The following is a 16904-nucleotide window of genomic DNA, read 5'->3' on the forward strand; positions in this document are numbered from 1 at the left end:
ATTGTTTTGATGTGCGGTGACATGGTTCGGCAGGTTTTCATTTTGCTGTTTCAGATCGTGCTGGTCACGGGGCTTGGTATAGCCGGCATCCGCATCGCCTCGCTCATGAATGGCGAGGCGGCATATCCAGCGACTGGCCTCTCCGCAAACACGGAAACGCTGTGGACGACCTCTCCGGTCAGGGTCGATCCCCGCCATCAGAATTATGAGCGTATTCCGACCCCGCCCGATCCATACCCCCTGAAAATATATGCGGATCAGCGCCTGCGCGTTGCGTCCAACAATCGCTTCACCTTCAAAGGACAGGAGTTCCGCCTCGCCGGCGTGGAAGACATCGACCGCAACCGGGTTTGCGCCGGACCTGACGGCCGCCGTTATGCCTGCGGCCTGAACGCCTTCAAGGCGCTGGAGAACCGCCTGCGCGGCAAATATCTGGAATGCCGGGTGCTGGAAGAAGGCGGCGGCGTTCCGTCGGTGGAATGTCGGATCAACGGGCAGGATGTGCGGGCGCTCTTGCAATAGTCAACGCGAAGAACAGACAATGCCGCACGAACGCCCGTGCTGGACGATAGAAATTTGTATTTTAGAAGGTTTGGTGGAGCTAAGCGGGATCGAACCGCTGACCTCTTGCATGCCATGCAAGCGCTCTCCCAGCTGAGCTATAGCCCCATAAGGGTTCCGGCATTTCGTCCGGTTCCGGGAACCGAAGCGGCTGTTGTTCCGTTCGGTGGCGGCTTACTACTTCGGCTAATCGAAGAGTGCAAGCACAAAAAACAGCCCGGCTTCATTTTTTTGTCGCCGGGCTGGTTTATCCAATAAGATCAAGCTTCTTCGTCGTCGCCCGGTACGCCGATGATGCCGGACATGTCGTCGTCATCGTCGTCTTCGTCGGCTTCAAGGAAGGTGTCGTCGTCGTCGCCGATTTCCACGTCGTCGTCATCGTCGCCCAGGTCCGGGATATCGTCGCCGCTGTTGTCGCCGTCGGCGTCTTCCAGCGATACGAGTTCGACTTCCGTGTTTTCGGCATCGACTTCCGCGACTTCTTCTTCTTCAGCCTGCTCGAGCTTTGCCTGAGCGGTGCTTTCTTCAAAGAAAGAGAGCGGCCAGGACTTGCCGCTATAGGGAGAAACGACCGGGTCGCGGTTCAGATCGTAGAACTTCTTGCCGGTATCGGGGTCTGTGCGCTTGGTACCAAGGTCCGCTTTTGCCACTGTCTAAGCCTCAAATTGTCGAATGAGTTTCGGTGTGTACGCCGTAAAACCGGCATAGACGGTAAAATTTCTAGCCGGTCCCCTTAATCGTTGCGGTCTTTCGTGTCAAAGACAAACTTTGGAGGCCGCCCTCCCATGATGCGACTTGTATGTCAGGCTGCTCATAAAGATTGGAGGCCGACGCACTCTACTGTATTAATGATGGACGCACAGGCAGAAAGCTTCATGACCTTTACGATTGCCATAGATGGGCCAGCTGCGGCGGGCAAAGGGACCTTGTCACGCAAGATTGCGGAGACCTATGGTTTCCATCATCTCGACACCGGGCTGACCTACAGAGCCACGGCCAAGGCACTTCTTGACGCCGGCCTGTCGCTCGATGACGAGAAAGTCGCTGAAAAGGTGGCGCTGCAACTCGACCTTGCCGGCCTCGACCGCGCGGTGCTTTCAAGGCACGATATCGGCGAGGCGGCGTCCAGGATTGCGGTGATGACGCCGGTGAGGCGCGCGCTCGTGACAGCGCAGCAGCGGTTTGCGGCAAAGGAACCGGGCACGGTTCTGGATGGCCGCGACATCGGCACGGTGGTGTGCCCTGATGCGCCGGTGAAACTCTACGTCACCGCTTCGCCGGACGTGCGGGCGCGCAGGCGTTATGATGAAATTGTCGCCAACGGCAGCGTTGCAGACTACGACGCCATTTTCGCCGAGGTGAAGAAACGCGACGAGCGCGACATGGGCCGAGCCGACAGCCCGTTGAAACCGGCTGAAGACGCGCACTTGCTAGATACGTCGGAAATGAGTATAGAGGCGGCGTTTCAGGCCGCGCGGATGATTATCGACGCCGCCCTGAAGAAACAGGTTTTTCGCGGAACCGCTTGAATCGGTCCGCGTTTAGTCCGGAATTGCCTGAAGACATGTCCTTGCGCCGGGAAGCCTTTTGAAAAGGCGGGCATGGGTTCGGGTATCAACAACGCTAGCCCACCGGCGCTTTTGTATTCGCTCTCGCGCGGATGCAATCAGGAGATTTCATGTCAGTATCTACCCCCACGCGCGAAGATTTCGCAGCGCTTCTCGAAGAATCCTTTGCCTCTAACGATCTTGCCGAAGGCTATGTTGCCAAGGGTATCGTGACGGCAATCGAGAAGGACGTTGCCATCGTCGACGTTGGCCTCAAGGTTGAAGGCCGCGTACCGTTGAAGGAATTCGGCGCGAAGTCCAAGGACGGCACGCTGAAGGTCGGCGACGAAGTCGAAGTTTACGTCGAGCGCATCGAAAACGCACTCGGCGAAGCCGTTCTGTCGCGCGAGAAGGCTCGCCGCGAAGAAAGCTGGGTCAAGCTCGAAGCCAAGTTCGAAGCTGGCGAGCGCGTCGAAGGCGTTATCTTCAACCAGGTCAAGGGTGGTTTCACCGTCGATCTGGACGGCGCCGTTGCCTTCCTTCCGCGTTCGCAGGTCGACATCCGTCCGATCCGCGACGTTACCCCGCTGATGCACAACCCGCAGCCCTTCGAAATCCTCAAGATGGACAAGCGTCGCGGCAACATCGTTGTCTCGCGCCGCACGGTTCTCGAAGAGTCCCGCGCCGAGCAGCGTTCTGAAATCGTTCAGAACCTCGAAGAAGGCCAGGTTGTTGACGGCGTCGTCAAGAACATCACCGATTACGGTGCGTTCGTTGACCTCGGCGGCATCGACGGCCTGCTGCACGTTACCGACATGGCATGGCGCCGCGTCAACCATCCTTCGGAAATCCTCAACATTGGCCAGCAGGTCAAGGTTCAGATCATCCGCATCAACCAGGAAACCCACCGTATCTCGCTCGGCATGAAGCAGCTCGAGTCCGATCCGTGGGATGGCATCTCCGCCAAGTACCCGGTTGGCAAGAAGATCTCCGGTACGGTCACGAACATCACCGACTACGGTGCATTCGTAGAGCTGGAGCCGGGCATCGAAGGCCTGATCCACATTTCCGAAATGTCCTGGACCAAGAAGAACGTACATCCCGGCAAGATCCTGTCCACGAGCCAGGAAGTTGACGTTGTCGTTCTCGAAGTCGATCCGTCCAAGCGCCGTATCTCGCTCGGCCTCAAGCAGACGCTGGAAAACCCGTGGCAGGCATTTGCCTTCAGCCATCCGGCCGGCACTGAAGTCGAAGGCGAAGTCAAGAACAAGACCGAATTCGGCCTGTTCATCGGCCTCGAAGGCGATGTCGACGGCATGGTTCACCTGTCGGATCTCGACTGGAACCGTCCGGGCGAACAGGTCATCGAAGAGTTCAACAAGGGTGACGTGGTCAAGGCCGTCGTTCTCGATGTTGACGTCGAGAAGGAACGCATCTCGCTCGGCATCAAGCAGCTCGGCAAGGATGCTGTCGGTGAAGCCGCAACGTCCGGCGACCTGCGCAAGAACGCAGTCGTTTCGTGCGAAGTCATCGCCGTTAACGACGGTGGCGTGGAAGTGAAGCTCGTCAACCACGAGGACATCACCTCCTTCATCCGCCGCAACGACCTCGCACGCGATCGTGACGATCAGCGTCCGGAGCGTTTCGCAGTTGGCCAGGTTTTCGACGCTCGCGTCGTCAACTTCTCGAAGAAGGACCGCAAGGTCATGCTTTCGATCAAGGCTCTGGAAATCGCTGAAGAGAAGGAAGCCGTCGCACAGTTCGGTTCGTCCGACTCTGGCGCTTCGCTCGGCGACATCCTCGGTGCGGCTCTGAAGAACCGCAGCGAATAATCGCTAGAGATCGTTTGATATAAAGAACCCGCCGGAATTTTCCGGCGGGTTTTTTGTTGGCTACAGTGTTCGTGGCACAGGCCAATGGGCGGCGCGGAATTCAGTGCATGCCACTCATCTTGAGGTAATAATTTTCCGCACTGTCGTCGAAAGCCGCTGTCCGCGGATTTTCCCCATCCCCAATCTCGTCATTGGCGGCCACCCGCTCTTCCATCTCGTCTTGACCGTCGGGATTTTCGCCCTCCGCCTCGCCATTCGCTTCATCCTCGGAAAATGGACCACGCCCGCGATGCGGCGTTTCCGATTCGTGGTCCTCTTCCGCCGGTGGGTATGCGACGAGCGGTAACGGCGTGCCGTCTTTTGCCAGAGCTGCAGCGATCAGCGATTGCGAGGCCGTTTGTTCCAGCATCGCCATTCTTGCTTCCGGGTCGAGAGCGGCGCGGGGCATGGGCTGGGCTTCTGGCCGGTTGGTAATCGTCTCCGTTTCCTCCCCGGTCGGGTGGATGGGCGCTGCGAGGGCAGTTTTTTCGGCAGGCTGCTCTTCGAGTGGTTGCGGTACGGCGCCCGGTGGCGTGGCGGAAAGCTGGGCAGCGGTGGTGGCCTTGGCGGGAAGTTTGCCGGCCACTGCAGCAAGGAGCAAGTTTTCCATATCCTTGGCGCCAGCCGTGGACTGGCCGGATGGCGGGTTCAAGGTAGTGCGGATTTCCCTCGGCTCCAGCTTCATCGTGTCCCGATGCTGAAGTGCAGGGCGCATCTCGGCGTTCTCAGCCCGTGGCGGATTTGCCGGGCGGGCATCTGTCGAAGCTTCTTTTGTTGTGCTGCCCGTTTGCGGCTGAGGCGAGCGTACGGTGCTTTCGGCGGCTTTCCCTTCCGGTTTTGCCGAATCGTGCGGAGAGTCGGACATGTCGGCAGGTGGGGCGGGAAGATTGGCCTGCGGGCCTTGCGGCGCTGCCTGCGCCGCAACCATGGCTTTTATTGCGGCGGCGCTTTGGGCAAGCGGGCCGATGAGCATAGGCAACAGCCGGCCGGGCGCGGCGGCGGTTGCCGGTTGTGCTGTTGTTGTGGTGGTCGTTGCCGGGTTTGGGCGGCCGTCAGCACTCTGGCTCGGGCCGTTCTGCTGTCTCGCTTGCACTGGCTGCGCGGTCACCGGATTGGCCGAATTGTTCTGCTGATAAGAGGACACCACCGCCTTCGCCGCAAGATCCGTTCCCTTGTAGCGGGAAAGTTCGATCAGCAGCGCAAGCCTTGCGGCATCCGGCCCGGTTGGCTGTTTCAGGATTTCTGCGAGCATCGAAAGGCTCAACCCCTGCAGGACTTTGCTGACCTGTTGTTCCAGCGCCAGGCGCTGCGGTGCGGGCAGGGCGCGCAGCGCATCCGTCAGACGCATCACATAGGTTTGAATGGCTTCGCCGTCGCGCCTTGGGAGGTTCATCAGCTTGCCAAGCGCCTCCGCCAGAACGGCGGTGCTGCGGGAAAGCTGATATTCGCTGGCGAGAGAGGTGACTGCGGCTTTGGCGAAAAGACTGCTGCCATTGTCGGGAGCAAGATTGCTTGCCTGCGGCTGCACGGCCTCCTTCGGCTCCCCGCGCTGCGTCTGCGAGGCTGCGGCTCCATAGGCGGCATCGGCTGCCGGAATTTTCGGTACAGGCGGTAACATGCTGCGCTCCGTTCCTATCGATTACCGCCGCTGGCTGCGAAAGGGCCAGTCCCTGGCTCTCTGATCCGCATTTGGCCTATGTTGAAAGATTGCCGCGCCGGTGATGTACAGGTGTCATCTCGCCCGCTCATGCGGGAGCGCCGTGTGCGTCGCTGGCAGGAATGCCAGCTCTTCGCGATGCACACAGAATCATCAACCCTGAGTCTGGGCCGTAGATATTAAGAATTCGCTAACCATAAAAATCGTGTCGATATGGCAATCAGGGAGAGACGCTGATGAACATGCGGTAAAGCCCGTTATCGTCGGAATTGACCGATGAAATATGGTCCGGTTCGCTATCCGCTGCCTCAAAGGCTTCCGGTGGCATCGCGTCGAGCCAGCTTGCCTTGGGAAAACCTCTCTCGGGGCGATTTTCCACGGGGGCGATGAGGTTGTCTTCCTCGCTTGCGGCAACGAAATTGTCGTCATTCGGCGCCAGCGGCGGAGCGGCGATGGAGAGCAGCGCTTGCGCCGCATTTGGTTCGGCATCGAGGCCGGCGCTGCCGGATATGCCGGAAATTTGAGACATGTTTGAACTCACATCATGTTTCGCTCAAGTGACTATCGGTAGCGGCGAGATCATGCCGCCTTCTTCTTCAGCAGTGCATAAATTCCATTGTCGTCTATCGAGATCGGCAAAATGGCGCTGCGGGCGTTATCGACGACTGCCTGAACATCAAGCAGTTTTTCGGCGTCGTCTTTCTGATCGGCTTCCGTCTTGGTTGCGGCGTCTGTCTCTGCGGGTTCGTTGTCATTTTCAGCCTGGGCCGTTTCGCTTGATGGCGTTGCCGCGAGCACGGAGATAAGGGCGATTTCCGATGAAATATCGACCGGGCCTTGCCCGTCAGTGCCTTGCGCTTTTTCTTCGGCGGCAGCGTCTATGTGTTCCTTCACGACGTCCTGAAGTTTTTGCACATCCTCCAGCTTGCCCTGTGCGTCTCGGGTCTGGATATCCTCTTCCCGCTCCGCCGCAACTTCGGCATCGTTGATTTCGCCCATGCGGTTTTTGCCGCGTTCGGCCTGCAATTCTTCCTTGGTTTTCGGATCGGCAACGTCTTCCAGGCGCTGGATGACCTTCATGGTTTCCCGTGTCATGAATTGGGTGCCCTGCGCCTGATCGTTCAGCGCATTCTTCACGGCGCGTGCCGCATCGCCAAATGGGTTTGCGATTGCGGCGATCATCTGCTGCGCGGAAATACCAAGTTCCTTGAGGCCAGTCGATTCTTCGAGATCATTGACATTTTTGGGTGCGGTGGCGCGCACTGCCATGATTGCTTTCGACATCTGCACGCCGAAATCTTCTTCCTTGCCGCTCAGGCCGGCATTTTGGGCAATGCGTGCGGCAAGTGCTGCCATGGGCGCGGTCTTGGCAGTTACGCCGTTATTCAGGACTTCCACGACCTGCGCTTCCGAAACGCCGAAGGATTTCAGCGAAATCGTCGTGGCTTTTCCTGCCGCATCGGTTTTTTCAAAGCCGTCGGTCAGGGTCAGCGCGTCCTGAAGCCTTTGTGCGAAAGCGGCGTTCGATTCATTGTTTTCCTGGGTGATGCCAAGCGCAGACGAGAAACGGGAGACAAGCGAGGCGAAGGCATCGCCATCAGGCTTCATGGCGCCGAACAGATAGGCGCTTATCTTTTCATTGGCAACGCGATGGCTTTGGTCCGGCTGCGGCTGGGTCTTTATCGTCTCGTCTTTTTTGGTACCGTTCGCTTTTTCCTGCTCTTCGCGATGGCGTTCCTCAATGGTTTCCACCATCGACCGCATGAGGTCGCTGACTGCAATGCTTGCCGTCTGCTGCAACGGTGTAATCATCTGGAAGTCCCCGGCCACCCAAAGTTGCGGCCGAGAATAGGCAGTTTCGGTAAATCAGTCCTTAAACGAAGCGTGAAACCGCTCAGCTATGGGCGAAGATATCCGTTTCGTCCCAGCCCAGAAGATCGAGCTTGGCACGGGTCGGCAGAAACGCGAAACAGGCATCGGCATGATCGAGGCGACCATCACGCACGAGGCGGTGTGTCAGCTTGTCGCGCAGCGCATGCAAATGCAGCACATCGGATGCAGCATATTCGAGCTGTGCGGGTGACAGTTTTTCTGCTGCCCAGTCGGACGATTGCTGCGCCTTGGAGATGTCGACCTCAAGCATTTCCTTCAGATTGTCCTTCAGCCCGTGCCGGTCGGTATAGGTGCGGGTCAGGCGGGAGGCGATCTTGGTGCAGAAAACCGGCGTCGTCGTCACACCGAACGTGTGGAACAGAACGGCGATATCGAAACGGCCATAGTGAAAAATCTTCTGCCGGGCAGGGTCTGCAAGCATATGGGTGAGGTTTGGAGCCTCCTTCTGGCCGGCGGCGATGCGGATGACATCCGCCGTACCGTCTCCAGGAGAAAGCTGAACGACACAGAGACGGTCGCGGCGTGGCACCAGCCCCAGTGTTTCCGTATCGATTGCGATGGCGCCAAGGTAGCGTGCGGCATCTGCGGCGGAAATATCGCCTTCGTGATAACGGATGGTTGCTGCCATTGTCTTGCTCCGGGAATGTCCAGTTCGTTGCTCCGGCTATAACGGAAAGACAGGTTTGACGATACCGTTTTGTAGGTCGCTCCGACGCGCCTTGGCGCATGTCCCCTTGGTACTTGCGTTTGCGAAAGTCTCCGGGTTAGGTTTGCGGAAATCCTGTTTCTCCAAATTGTATGAAATTTCCTATGACAAAGAAAATCTATCTCGCCGGGCCGGAGGTCTTCCTCCCGAATGCCCGTGAAATGCTCGACCTCAAGGCCTCGCTTGCACGCGAGGCCGGGTTTACGCCGCTTTCGCCGGGCGATTTGGAAATTCCGCCCGCGGACACGAAAATCGGCCACGGCTGCAACATCAATGCCATAGACGAGCGGATGATGCTGGAAGCGGATGCGGTCATCGCCAATCTCACGCCGTTTCGCGGCATCGCCGCCGATACGGGAACGAGCTACGAACTGGGGTTCATGTGCGCGCTGGGCAAGCCGGTTTTCGCCTACACCAATGTCGCGGCCAATCACTTCACCCGCATCAAGGCGCAATATAACGGTGTTGCCGCAATCGATGAAACAGGGCGCTATCGCGGCCCGGACGGTTTGTCGATCGAGAATTTCGACATGGTCGACAATCTCATGCTGCACGGCGGAATTTTGCGGCGTGGCGGCGTCGTCATCGTTGGCAACGCGACGGCAGAGGCCCTTTATACGGATCTCGAGGCGTATAAGCGCTGTCTGGCGGCCGCCGCTGAAAAATTACTGACACAGACTGATCCCGACAGAACGAATTTACTGGAGACATCATCATGAGCGGTACCATCCTCATCACCGGCGCCACGTCCGGCTTCGGACAGGCCACGGCGCGGCGCTTCGTCAAGGAAGGCTGGAAGGTCATTGGCACAGGTCGGCGGGCGGAACGGCTGGAGGCCCTGGCGCAAGAACTCGGCTCCGCCTTTCACGGCGCTGCCTTCGATGTTACCGACGAAGATGCCACTAAAAAGGCACTTGCGGCTTTGCCGGAAGGTTTCCGGGACATCGATATTCTCGTCAACAATGCGGGGCTTGCGCTCGGCACCGCACCTGCACCGCAGGTGCCGCTGAAAGACTGGCAGACCATGGTGAACACCAACATCACCGGTCTTTTGAACATCACCCACCATCTTTTGCCCACGTTGATCGACCGCAAGGGCATTGTCATCAACCTTTCCTCGGTAGCTGCGCACTGGCCCTATGCGGGCGGCAATGTCTATGCCGGAACGAAAGCCTTCCTGCGGCAATTCTCGCTAGGTCTGCGCTCCGACCTGCATGGCAAGGGCGTGCGCGTCACCTCGATCGAACCGGGCATGTGCGAAACGGAATTCACGCTTGTTCGCACCGGCGGCAATCAGGATGCCTCGGACAATCTTTACAAGGGCGTCAATCCGATCACGGCCGAGGATATCGCCAATACGATCCATTGGGTCGCCTCGCAGCCCAAACATATCAACATCAACAGCCTCGAACTCATGCCGGTCAACCAGTCCTTTGCCGGTTTTCAAGTGCATCGGGAAAGTTGATTTCCAACGTCTTCTGCGGGAGTGCTAAAAAACAAAGCAGGAATTTTCGAGCTATGCAAAAATGCAATGCTGCATTGCGAGACTTGCTCTGTTAAAAATCGCGGATACCGCTATATTCAAAACATCGAAGCGACGCACTCCTCCTCCCAGTGTCGCTCGATGCGGATCGGTGGTACTCCTCCTCCCAATCACCGATCAAGTTTGAAGCCTGCCGCACCTCCTCCCGCGGCAGGCTTTTTCCTTTTCTGGGCTTCTTTTTCCAATGCATCTTGCGGTGAGGTTTCTGCGCGCCGTCTGCGCCCGGATGACCGATACCCCGCTTTTCCCCTTAAGTTTTCGGGGGATTTCTGATTTTCCCGTCAAGGCGATGATTGTCGAAATCGGGCGCGTGTCGATCACGATTTCGTTATGTCTAGATGAATATGCACAGTTTTGTGGCGGTGCATCGTCCTGGCCCATTGCTTAGGCCCCGGCCTGTGTTTAAGCATTGGCAAAAGAACGCTTGGGAGTTGCCGACACGCTTGTGTCTGTGCGCCTGAAAGCGGCGGGGAGAGAATGGCAGACTTTCAAGAGGCGCTGAAGCGGTTTCAGCCGATCGCGGTTTCATCGATCGCTGAAGACGAGCTCGGGTTGCGGTTGCGCGGCCTGCAAGCGCAGCTAATCCAGCAAAATATCAAGGCGGTCTGGCTCGATGCATCATCGTCGCTGACCTATTATACTGGCCTGTCGCTTGGTCTTTCGGAGCGCATTCACGGCGCCCTGGTGCCGGCAGAAGGCAAGCCGGTCTATGTCAGTCCGGCATTTGAGGAGCCGAAACTACGGACGATGATCCGTATCGAGGGCGAAGTTGCCGTCTGGGAAGAGGATGAAAGTCCTTTTGACCTGATGGCAAAGCGCATCGAAGCGCTCGGCTGTCCCGGCCACCTTGTCGCGATCGATCCTGCCACTCCTTTCGTTTTCGCATCGGCCCTGATGCAGCGTCTGGAAGGCCGCATCATTTCCGCCCAGCCGATGATTGTCGCACAGCGGCAGGTCAAATCCGCAGCCGAGATTGCCATCATCCAGGCGGCGATGGATGCGAGCTACGGCGTGCAGAAGGCCGTGTTCGAGGGGCTGCGTCCCGGCATATCCACCACGGAAGTGGCTGACTTCGTTAACGCCGCACATGTTGCGCTTGGCATGAAGCCGCTTTTCGTGGCGGTTCAGTTCGGCGAGGCGACGGCTTATCCGCATGGCGTGCCCTATGCGCAGACGCTTGTTGACGGCGACATGGTGCTGGTCGATCTCGGCGGCATCCTTCATGGCTATCGTTCGGATATCACCCGCACCTATGTGTTCGGCCAGCCGACGGAACGGCAGCGTTTTCTCTGGAACGCCGAGCGGGACGCGCAGGCTGCTGCCTTTGACGCGGCCCGGGTCGGTGCTGCCTGCTCGGACGTGGACAAGGCCGCGCGCGACAGCCTGAAGGCGGCCGGTTTTGGGCCGGATTATCAGGTTCCGGGTCTACCGCATCGCACCGGCCATGGGCTTGGGCTGGATATTCACGAAGAACCCTATATCGTTGCAGGAAATGCCACGGCACTTCAGCCGGGAATGTGCTTTTCCATCGAGCCGATGCTGTGCGTTTATGGGGAATGCGGCGTCCGTCTCGAGGATATAGCTTATATGACGGAGGCGGGACCACGCTGGTTCTGCCCGCCGGAAAAGAACCTCGACCGGCTGTTCCAGCCGGTCGCCGGGTAATTGGTCGGGAGGCACAGGACCGAACGGCGACACGGGGCTCCGCGTCGTCGCTGACCAGGACAGGTAGGCCCCTTAAAACGGGGTCGCATAAACTCAGAAAAAGAGGGAAAGGACCACCAGATGAAAACGCTGACCCGCAGTTTGCTTATAGCCTCTGCGCTTGCGATGGCTTCCGCCGTGCCCGCCATGGCGAAGACCTTCGTTTATTGCTCCGAGGCATCTCCGGAAGGCTTCGATCCTTCGCCTTACACCGCCGGCGGCACCTTCGATGCCTCCGCGCATCCGGTCTACAACCGTCTGACCGAGTTCAAGAAGGGCACGACCGAAGTTGAGCCAGGCCTTGCCGAAAAGTGGGAAGTTTCGAGCGATGGCCTCGAATACACGTTCCACCTGCGCAAGGGCGTAAAGTGGCACTCCAACGAGAAGTTCACGCCAAGCCGCGATTTCAACGCCGATGATGTGATCTTCAGCTACAACCGCCAGGGTGACACAAAGAACCCGTGGAACCAGTATATCGCAGGCATCACCTACGAATATTACAACTCCATGGAAATGCCGTCGCTGATCAAGGAAATCGTCAAGGTTGACGATTACACCGTGAAGTTCGTGCTGACCCGTCCTGAAGCTCCGTTCCTTGCCAATATCGCGATGCCTTTCGCTTCGATCGTTTCGAAGGAATATGCTGATACGCTTGATAAGGCCGGCACCAAGGAAGACTTCAACAACCTGCCGATCGGCACCGGCCCGTTCAAGTTCGTCGCCTATCAGAAGGACGCGGTCATCCGCTACCAGAAGAACGCCGACTACTGGGGCGAAGCTCCGAAGATCGACGATCTGATCTTCGCGATCACGCCGGACGCTGCCGTTCGTCTGCAGAAGCTGAAGGCTGGCGAATGCCACCTTATGCCTTATCCGGCCCCGGCCGACCTCGCCACCATTCGTGCCGATTCCAACCTCAAGCTCGATGAACAGCCGGGCCTGAACGTTGCCTACTTCGCCTACAACACCACTGTTGCACCTTTCGACAAGCCGGAAGTCCGCAAGGCGCTGAACATGGCGATGAACAAGCAGGCCATCATCGACGCCGTATTCCAGGGTGCCGGCACGGTTGCCAAGAACCCGATCCCGCCGACGATGTGGTCCTACAACGACAGCATCAAGGACGATCCTTACGATCCGGAAGCTGCCAAGAAGGCTCTCGAAGCCGCTGGCGTCAAGGATCTGACGATGAAGATCTGGGCGATGCCGGTTCAGCGTCCATACATGCCGAATGCCCGCCGCACCGCCGAGCTGATCCAGTCGGATTTCGCGAAGGTTGGCGTCAAGGCCGAGATCGTCTCCTTCGAATGGGGTGAATACCTCAAGAAGTCGACTGAAGTGAACCGCGACGGTGCCGTCATCCTCGGCTGGACCGGCGACAACGGTGACCCTGATAACTTCATGGGCGTTCTGCTTTCCTGCGCTGCAACCGGCGAAGGCGGTGCAAACCGTGCTCAGTGGTGCAATAAGGAGTTCTCCGAACTGCTTTCCAAGGCAAAGCAGACCACTGACGTTGCCGAGCGCACAAAGCTTTATGAGCAGGCGCAGGTGATCTTCAAGGAACAGGCTCCGTGGGCGACGCTTGCGCACTCCACGCAGTTCGTTCCGATGTCCGCCAAGGTTTCCGGCTTCACCATGAGCCCGCTTGGCGACTTCACCTTCGAATCCGTCGATATCGCTGAGTAATCCCAAACAACAGGACGCGCGGAAGAACTCAGGTTCTTTCGCGCGTCTTTTCAGGAAAAAACCATGATCCGGTTCATTTTCGGCAAACTTCTCTATCTCGTTCCGACATTTCTCGGGATTACCATCGTTGCCTTTGCCTTCGTTCGCGTCCTGCCGGGCGATCCCGTGCTGTTGATGGCGGGTGAGCGCGGCATTTCGCCCGAGCGGCATGCACAACTTGCCGAACAGCTCGGCTTCAGCCAGCCTATCTGGCAGCAATATCTCCATTTTCTGGGGCGGCTGCTTCAGGGTGATCTCGGCAATTCGCTGGTCACCAAGAAACCCGTTCTGACCGAGTTCCTGGCGCTCTTTCCCGCGACAGTCGAGCTTGGCCTCGTCGCCATCATCCTCGCCACACTGATCGGTGTGCCGGTCGGCGTCATCGCCGCCATCCGCCGTGGCTCGTGGTTCGACCAGATCTCCATGACGACGGCGCTGGTTGGCTTCTCCATGCCTATCTTCTGGTGGGGCCTGCTGCTCATCATCATGTTCTCCGGCATCCTGCAATGGACACCGGTGTCGGGCCGTATCTCGTTGATGTATTTCTTCCCTTCCGTCACCGGTTTCATGCTGATCGACAGCCTGATTTCAGGGCAGAAGGGTGCTTTCGCTTCGGCTCTGTCACATCTCATCCTGCCTTCGGTGGTGCTTGCCACCATCCCGCTTGCAGTTATTGCCCGCCAGACACGGTCGGCAATGCTCGAAGTCCTCGGTGAGGATTATGTGCGGACAGCGCGTGCAAAGGGCATGTCGCCGTCCCGTGTCGTCGGCGTTCACGCATTGCGCAACGCCATGATCCCGGTCATCACCACCATCGGCCTGCAGATCGGTGTGCTGATGGCGGGTGCAATCCTGACCGAAACCATCTTCTCCTGGCCGGGCATCGGCAAGTGGATGATCGATTCCATCTCGCGCCGCGACTATCCGGTCGTGCAGAGCGGCCTGCTTCTGATCGCGGGTCTGGTGATGATCGTCAACCTGCTTGTCGATCTCACCTATGGCCTCATCAATCCAAGGATCCGTCACAAATGAGCGATGTGACCACAGCTCCCGGCGTCAGGCTTTCCGACGCCGCCATCCGCCGCCGGATGATCGCCGATTTCTGGTTCTACTTCCGCCAGAACCGTGGCGCCGTCGTCGGCCTTGCCGTCTTCCTTCTTCTGGTTCTGATCGCGGTTTTCGCAGCCGTGATTGCCCCGCATGACCCGACCCAGCAATATAGAGACGCGTTGCTCGTCCCGCCGGTCTGGCAGGATGGAGGCCGTACCGCATTCCTGCTCGGCACCGACGCTGTCGGCCGCGACATGCTGTCCCGACTGATCTATGGCGCGCAATATTCGCTGTTCATCGGCGTCGTCGTTGTTTCCATCGCCCTTGTCGGCGGCATTGTCATCGGTCTCGTCGCCGGCTTCTTCGGCGGCTGGGTGGACACTGTCATCATGCGCGTGATGGACGTCATCCTGGCGTTTCCATCGCTGCTTCTGGCACTGGTGCTGGTTGCGATCCTGGGTCCGGGGTTGACCAACGCCATGATCGCGATTGCCATCGTCTATCAGCCGCATTTCGCGCGTCTGACGCGTGCAGCTGTCATGAGCGAGCTTCGGCGTGAATATGTCACCGCCGCCCGTGTGGCGGGTGCCGGCAATTTCCGGCTGATGTTCAAGACGATTTTGCCGAACTGCCTTGCACCTTTGATCGTGCAGGCGACGCTCTCCTTCTCATCTGCCGTTCTCGATGCGGCGGCTCTCGGCTTCCTCGGCATGGGCGCGCAGCCGCCCGCATCCGAATGGGGCACGATGCTGGCCGAAGCCCGCGAGTTCATCCTGCGCGCCTGGTGGGTCGTTACCCTTCCCGGCCTGACGATTCTCGTATCGGTGCTCGCCATCAACCTGATGGGTGACGGGCTGCGCGATGCGCTCGATCCCAAACTGAAGCGGAGCTAAGCGATGAGCCTGCTGAAAATCAAGAACCTCACCGTCAAGTTCGCCACCGCCACCGGCGCGTTCACGGCCGTCAACGGCATCGACGTCTCCGTGGACAAGCATGAGGTGCTGGCCATCGTCGGCGAGTCCGGTTCCGGCAAGTCGGTATCCATGCTCGCCGTCATGGGGCTTTTGCCCGATACGGCGACGATCACCGCCGACGAGATGATCTTCGATGGTATAAACCTGCTGGCCATGTCGCCGCAGGAGCGCCGCAAGCTGATCGGCCGTGAGATCACCATGATCTTCCAGGAGCCAGTTGCGTCGCTCAACCCGTCCTTTACGGTCGGTTTCCAGATCGAGGAGGTGCTGCGCCTCAATCTCGGCATGGGCCGGTCTGCGGCGCGTGCACGCGCACTGGAGCTGTTCCGGTCCGTCGGTATTCCCGATCCGGAAACCAAGCTCAATGCCTATCCGCACCAGATGTCCGGCGGTCAATGCCAGCGTGTGATGATCGCCATCGCCATCGCTTCCAAACCGCGTCTCTTGATCGCCGACGAGCCGACCACCGCGCTCGACGTGACGATCCAGAAACAGATCCTCGATCTGTTGATGGATCTGCAGGAAGAATACGGCATGGCGCTGATCCTCATCACCCATGACATGGGTGTCGTGGCCGAAACAGCAGACCGCGTGGTCGTGCAATATAAGGGCCGCAAGATGGAGGAAGCGGATGTGCTGAGCCTGTTTGAGGCCCCGCAACATCCCTATACCAAGGCATTGCTTTCCGCGCTGCCGGAACATGCGACCGGCGACCGCCTGCCCACGGTTTCCGACTTCTTCGGCAAGGAGGGCGTTCAATGAGCATCGTTGTCGAAGGCAAGGGCATTACCCGCCATTATCACGTTCCGGGCGGCCTGTTCGGCGGAGCAAAGACCGTGCAGGCGCTGAAAGGCATCGATTTTGCCGTCGAGCGCGGCAAGACGCTCGCCATCGTCGGCGAGTCCGGTTCCGGCAAATCGACGCTTGCGCGCATCATCGCGCTGATCGACCCGGCATCCGGTGGCGAGCTGAATATCGACGGCCAGCCGGTCGATATCGCAAAGCGCCGTCCCGGCACGGACATGCGCTCCAAGGTGCAGATGGTGTTCCAGAACCCCTATGGTAGCCTCAATCCGCGCCAGAAGGTTGGCGACGTGTTGATGGAGCCGCTTGTCATCAACACCAAAATGCCGGCGTCCGAGCGTCGTGAGCGGGCTGAAGCCATGCTCGTGAAGGTTGGACTGGGTCCCGAACACTTCAACCGATATCCGCACATGTTTTCTGGCGGCCAACGGCAGCGCATCGCGATTGCGCGGGCGCTGATGCTCAACCCCGCACTTCTGGTGCTGGACGAGCCTGTCTCGGCACTCGATCTTTCAGTGCAGGCGCAGGTGCTAAACCTGCTGAGAGATCTCCAGGAAGAGTTCGAGCTGACCTACGTCTTCGTCAGCCACGACCTTTCCGTCGTTCGCTATATCGCCGATGACGTCATGGTTATCTCGAAGGGTGTAGCCGTGGAGCAGGGCACGCGCGAGGAACTATTTGCCGATCCGAAGCACGCCTATACACGCCAGCTTTTTGCCGCCACTCCGGTAACGGATGTAGACGCCATCCGCGCCCGCGTGGAGCGCCGCAAGGCGGCACGGCAGGCTGCGACTGCTTGAGATCGACGATTGACCGATGAATAAGTGGAACAGGCCGGATTTCCGGCCTGTTGTTTTTTCAGGACTTCA

16 protein-coding genes and 1 tRNA gene are annotated in these 16904 nt (G+C 58.7%); 11 read left to right on the plus strand and 6 right to left on the minus strand.

Annotated elements, in window-relative coordinates; all coding sequences use genetic code 11:
• Positions 1-21: 21 nt before the first annotated feature.
• The gene (locus tag ASD46_RS07280; protein ID WP_025595216.1) at positions 22-522 is read left to right on the plus strand and encodes a hypothetical protein; all 501 of its coding nucleotides are present in this window, start codon (positions 22-24) and stop codon (positions 520-522) included.
• A 71-nt stretch (positions 523-593) separates the two neighbouring features.
• On the opposite strand, the gene ASD46_RS07285 is transcribed toward ASD46_RS07280, so the two are convergent.
• Together ASD46_RS07285 and ASD46_RS07290 are read right to left on the minus strand one after the other, a co-directional pair.
• A tRNA-Ala gene (locus ASD46_RS07285) sits at positions 594-669 on the minus strand.
• Positions 670-821: 152 nt separating this feature from the next.
• Positions 822-1211, minus strand: coding sequence for a TIGR02300 family protein (locus tag ASD46_RS07290; RefSeq protein ID WP_004431900.1), 390 nt, complete (start codon positions 1209-1211; stop codon positions 822-824).
• Positions 1212-1409: 198 nt separating this feature from the next.
• On the opposite strand from ASD46_RS07290, the gene cmk reads away from it, so the two are divergent.
• Both cmk and rpsA read left to right on the plus strand, forming a co-directional pair.
• Positions 1410-2090: a (d)CMP kinase gene (cmk, locus tag ASD46_RS07295; protein WP_004431904.1), complete on the plus strand. Its 681-nt coding sequence runs from the start codon at positions 1410-1412 to the stop codon at positions 2088-2090.
• Between the two features lie 149 nt (positions 2091-2239).
• Positions 2240-3940, plus strand: coding sequence for a 30S ribosomal protein S1 (gene rpsA, locus ASD46_RS07300; protein ID WP_004431908.1), 1701 nt, complete (start codon positions 2240-2242; stop codon positions 3938-3940).
• A gap of 100 nt (positions 3941-4040) precedes the next feature.
• On the opposite strand, the gene ASD46_RS07305 is transcribed toward rpsA, so the two are convergent.
• From ASD46_RS07305 to ASD46_RS07320, 4 genes are all read right to left on the minus strand, one after another.
• Positions 4041-5597 carry a hypothetical protein gene (locus ASD46_RS07305; protein WP_035199937.1) on the minus strand — a complete coding sequence of 519 codons (1557 nt, stop codon included), beginning with the start codon at positions 5595-5597 and terminating at the stop codon, positions 4041-4043.
• 259 nt (positions 5598-5856) lie between these two features.
• A complete protein-coding gene (locus ASD46_RS07310; protein ID WP_004431913.1) occupies positions 5857-6165 on the minus strand; it encodes a hypothetical protein in 309 nt (102 codons plus the stop codon).
• Between the two features lie 50 nt (positions 6166-6215).
• Positions 6216-7448: a hypothetical protein gene (locus ASD46_RS07315; protein WP_004431915.1), complete on the minus strand. Its 1233-nt coding sequence runs from the start codon at positions 7446-7448 to the stop codon at positions 6216-6218.
• A gap of 82 nt (positions 7449-7530) precedes the next feature.
• On the minus strand, positions 7531-8157 hold the full coding sequence (locus ASD46_RS07320) for a ribonuclease D (RefSeq protein WP_004431923.1): 627 nt from the start codon (positions 8155-8157) through the stop codon (positions 7531-7533).
• 182 nt (positions 8158-8339) lie between these two features.
• Here ASD46_RS07320 and ASD46_RS07325 point away from each other — a divergent pair, with 182 nt between their 5' ends.
• The 8 genes from ASD46_RS07325 to ASD46_RS07360 all read left to right on the plus strand — a co-directional run bounded on the left by ASD46_RS07325 (position 8340) and on the right by ASD46_RS07360 (position 16835).
• Positions 8340-8954 carry a nucleoside 2-deoxyribosyltransferase gene (locus tag ASD46_RS07325; RefSeq protein ID WP_025595211.1) on the plus strand — a complete coding sequence of 205 codons (615 nt, stop codon included), beginning with the start codon at positions 8340-8342 and terminating at the stop codon, positions 8952-8954.
• On the plus strand, positions 8951-9700 hold the full coding sequence (locus ASD46_RS07330) for an SDR family oxidoreductase (protein ID WP_004431929.1): 750 nt from the start codon (positions 8951-8953) through the stop codon (positions 9698-9700). Before ASD46_RS07325 ends, ASD46_RS07330 begins: the two co-directional genes overlap by 4 nt.
• Positions 9701-10255: 555 nt before the next feature.
• Positions 10256-11443 (plus strand): M24 family metallopeptidase, encoded by a 1188-nt coding sequence (locus tag ASD46_RS07335; RefSeq protein ID WP_038494675.1) that lies wholly within the window; start codon positions 10256-10258, stop codon positions 11441-11443.
• 120 nt (positions 11444-11563) lie between these two features.
• Positions 11564-13168: an ABC transporter substrate-binding protein gene (locus ASD46_RS07340; protein ID WP_004431933.1), complete on the plus strand. Its 1605-nt coding sequence runs from the start codon at positions 11564-11566 to the stop codon at positions 13166-13168.
• A gap of 63 nt (positions 13169-13231) precedes the next feature.
• Positions 13232-14239, plus strand: a complete 1008-nt coding sequence (locus ASD46_RS07345; RefSeq protein ID WP_004431937.1) for an ABC transporter permease subunit — start codon at positions 13232-13234, stop codon at positions 14237-14239.
• A complete protein-coding gene (locus tag ASD46_RS07350; RefSeq protein ID WP_004431940.1) occupies positions 14236-15150 on the plus strand; it encodes an ABC transporter permease subunit in 915 nt (304 codons plus the stop codon). The genes ASD46_RS07345 and ASD46_RS07350 overlap by 4 nt, the downstream gene beginning before the upstream one ends.
• 3 nt (positions 15151-15153) lie before the next feature.
• Positions 15154-15993: an ABC transporter ATP-binding protein gene (locus ASD46_RS07355; RefSeq protein WP_004431942.1), complete on the plus strand. Its 840-nt coding sequence runs from the start codon at positions 15154-15156 to the stop codon at positions 15991-15993.
• A complete protein-coding gene (locus ASD46_RS07360) occupies positions 15990-16835 on the plus strand; it encodes an ATP-binding cassette domain-containing protein (protein ID WP_060641917.1) in 846 nt (281 codons plus the stop codon). The genes ASD46_RS07355 and ASD46_RS07360 overlap by 4 nt, the downstream gene beginning before the upstream one ends.
• Positions 16836-16904 lie beyond the last annotated feature (69 nt).

The sequence above is a fragment of the Rhizobium sp. Root491 genome (assembly GCF_001427205.1).
Classification (GTDB): Bacteria; Pseudomonadota; Alphaproteobacteria; order Rhizobiales; family Rhizobiaceae; genus Agrobacterium; species Agrobacterium tumefaciens.

Bases quoted from the DNA above. Each gene is read 5' to 3' on its own strand.
- ASD46_RS07320 (WP_004431923.1), bottom strand. From the start codon at position 8,157: ATGGCAGCAACCATCCGTTATCACGAAGGCGATATTTCCGCCGCAGAT.
- ASD46_RS07335 (WP_038494675.1), top strand. From the start codon at position 10,256: ATGGCAGACTTTCAAGAGGCGCTGAAGCGGTTTCAGCCGATCGCGGTT.
- ASD46_RS07340 (WP_004431933.1), top strand. From the start codon at position 11,564: ATGAAAACGCTGACCCGCAGTTTGCTTATAGCCTCTGCGCTTGCGATG.
- ASD46_RS07355 (WP_004431942.1), top strand. From the start codon at position 15,154: ATGAGCCTGCTGAAAATCAAGAACCTCACCGTCAAGTTCGCCACCGCC.
- rpsA (WP_004431908.1), top strand. From the start codon at position 2,240: ATGTCAGTATCTACCCCCACGCGCGAAGATTTCGCAGCGCTTCTCGAA.
- ASD46_RS07325 (WP_025595211.1), top strand. From the start codon at position 8,340: ATGACAAAGAAAATCTATCTCGCCGGGCCGGAGGTCTTCCTCCCGAAT.
- ASD46_RS07360 (WP_060641917.1), top strand. From the start codon at position 15,990: ATGAGCATCGTTGTCGAAGGCAAGGGCATTACCCGCCATTATCACGTT.
- cmk (WP_004431904.1), top strand. From the start codon at position 1,410: ATGATGGACGCACAGGCAGAAAGCTTCATGACCTTTACGATTGCCATA.
- ASD46_RS07315 (WP_004431915.1), bottom strand. From the start codon at position 7,448: ATGATTACACCGTTGCAGCAGACGGCAAGCATTGCAGTCAGCGACCTC.
- ASD46_RS07330 (WP_004431929.1), top strand. From the start codon at position 8,951: ATGAGCGGTACCATCCTCATCACCGGCGCCACGTCCGGCTTCGGACAG.
- ASD46_RS07345 (WP_004431937.1), top strand. From the start codon at position 13,232: ATGATCCGGTTCATTTTCGGCAAACTTCTCTATCTCGTTCCGACATTT.
- ASD46_RS07280 (WP_025595216.1), top strand. From the start codon at position 22: ATGGTTCGGCAGGTTTTCATTTTGCTGTTTCAGATCGTGCTGGTCACG.
- ASD46_RS07350 (WP_004431940.1), top strand. From the start codon at position 14,236: ATGAGCGATGTGACCACAGCTCCCGGCGTCAGGCTTTCCGACGCCGCC.
- ASD46_RS07310 (WP_004431913.1), bottom strand. From the start codon at position 6,165: ATGTCTCAAATTTCCGGCATATCCGGCAGCGCCGGCCTCGATGCCGAA.
- ASD46_RS07305 (WP_035199937.1), bottom strand. From the start codon at position 5,597: ATGTTACCGCCTGTACCGAAAATTCCGGCAGCCGATGCCGCCTATGGA.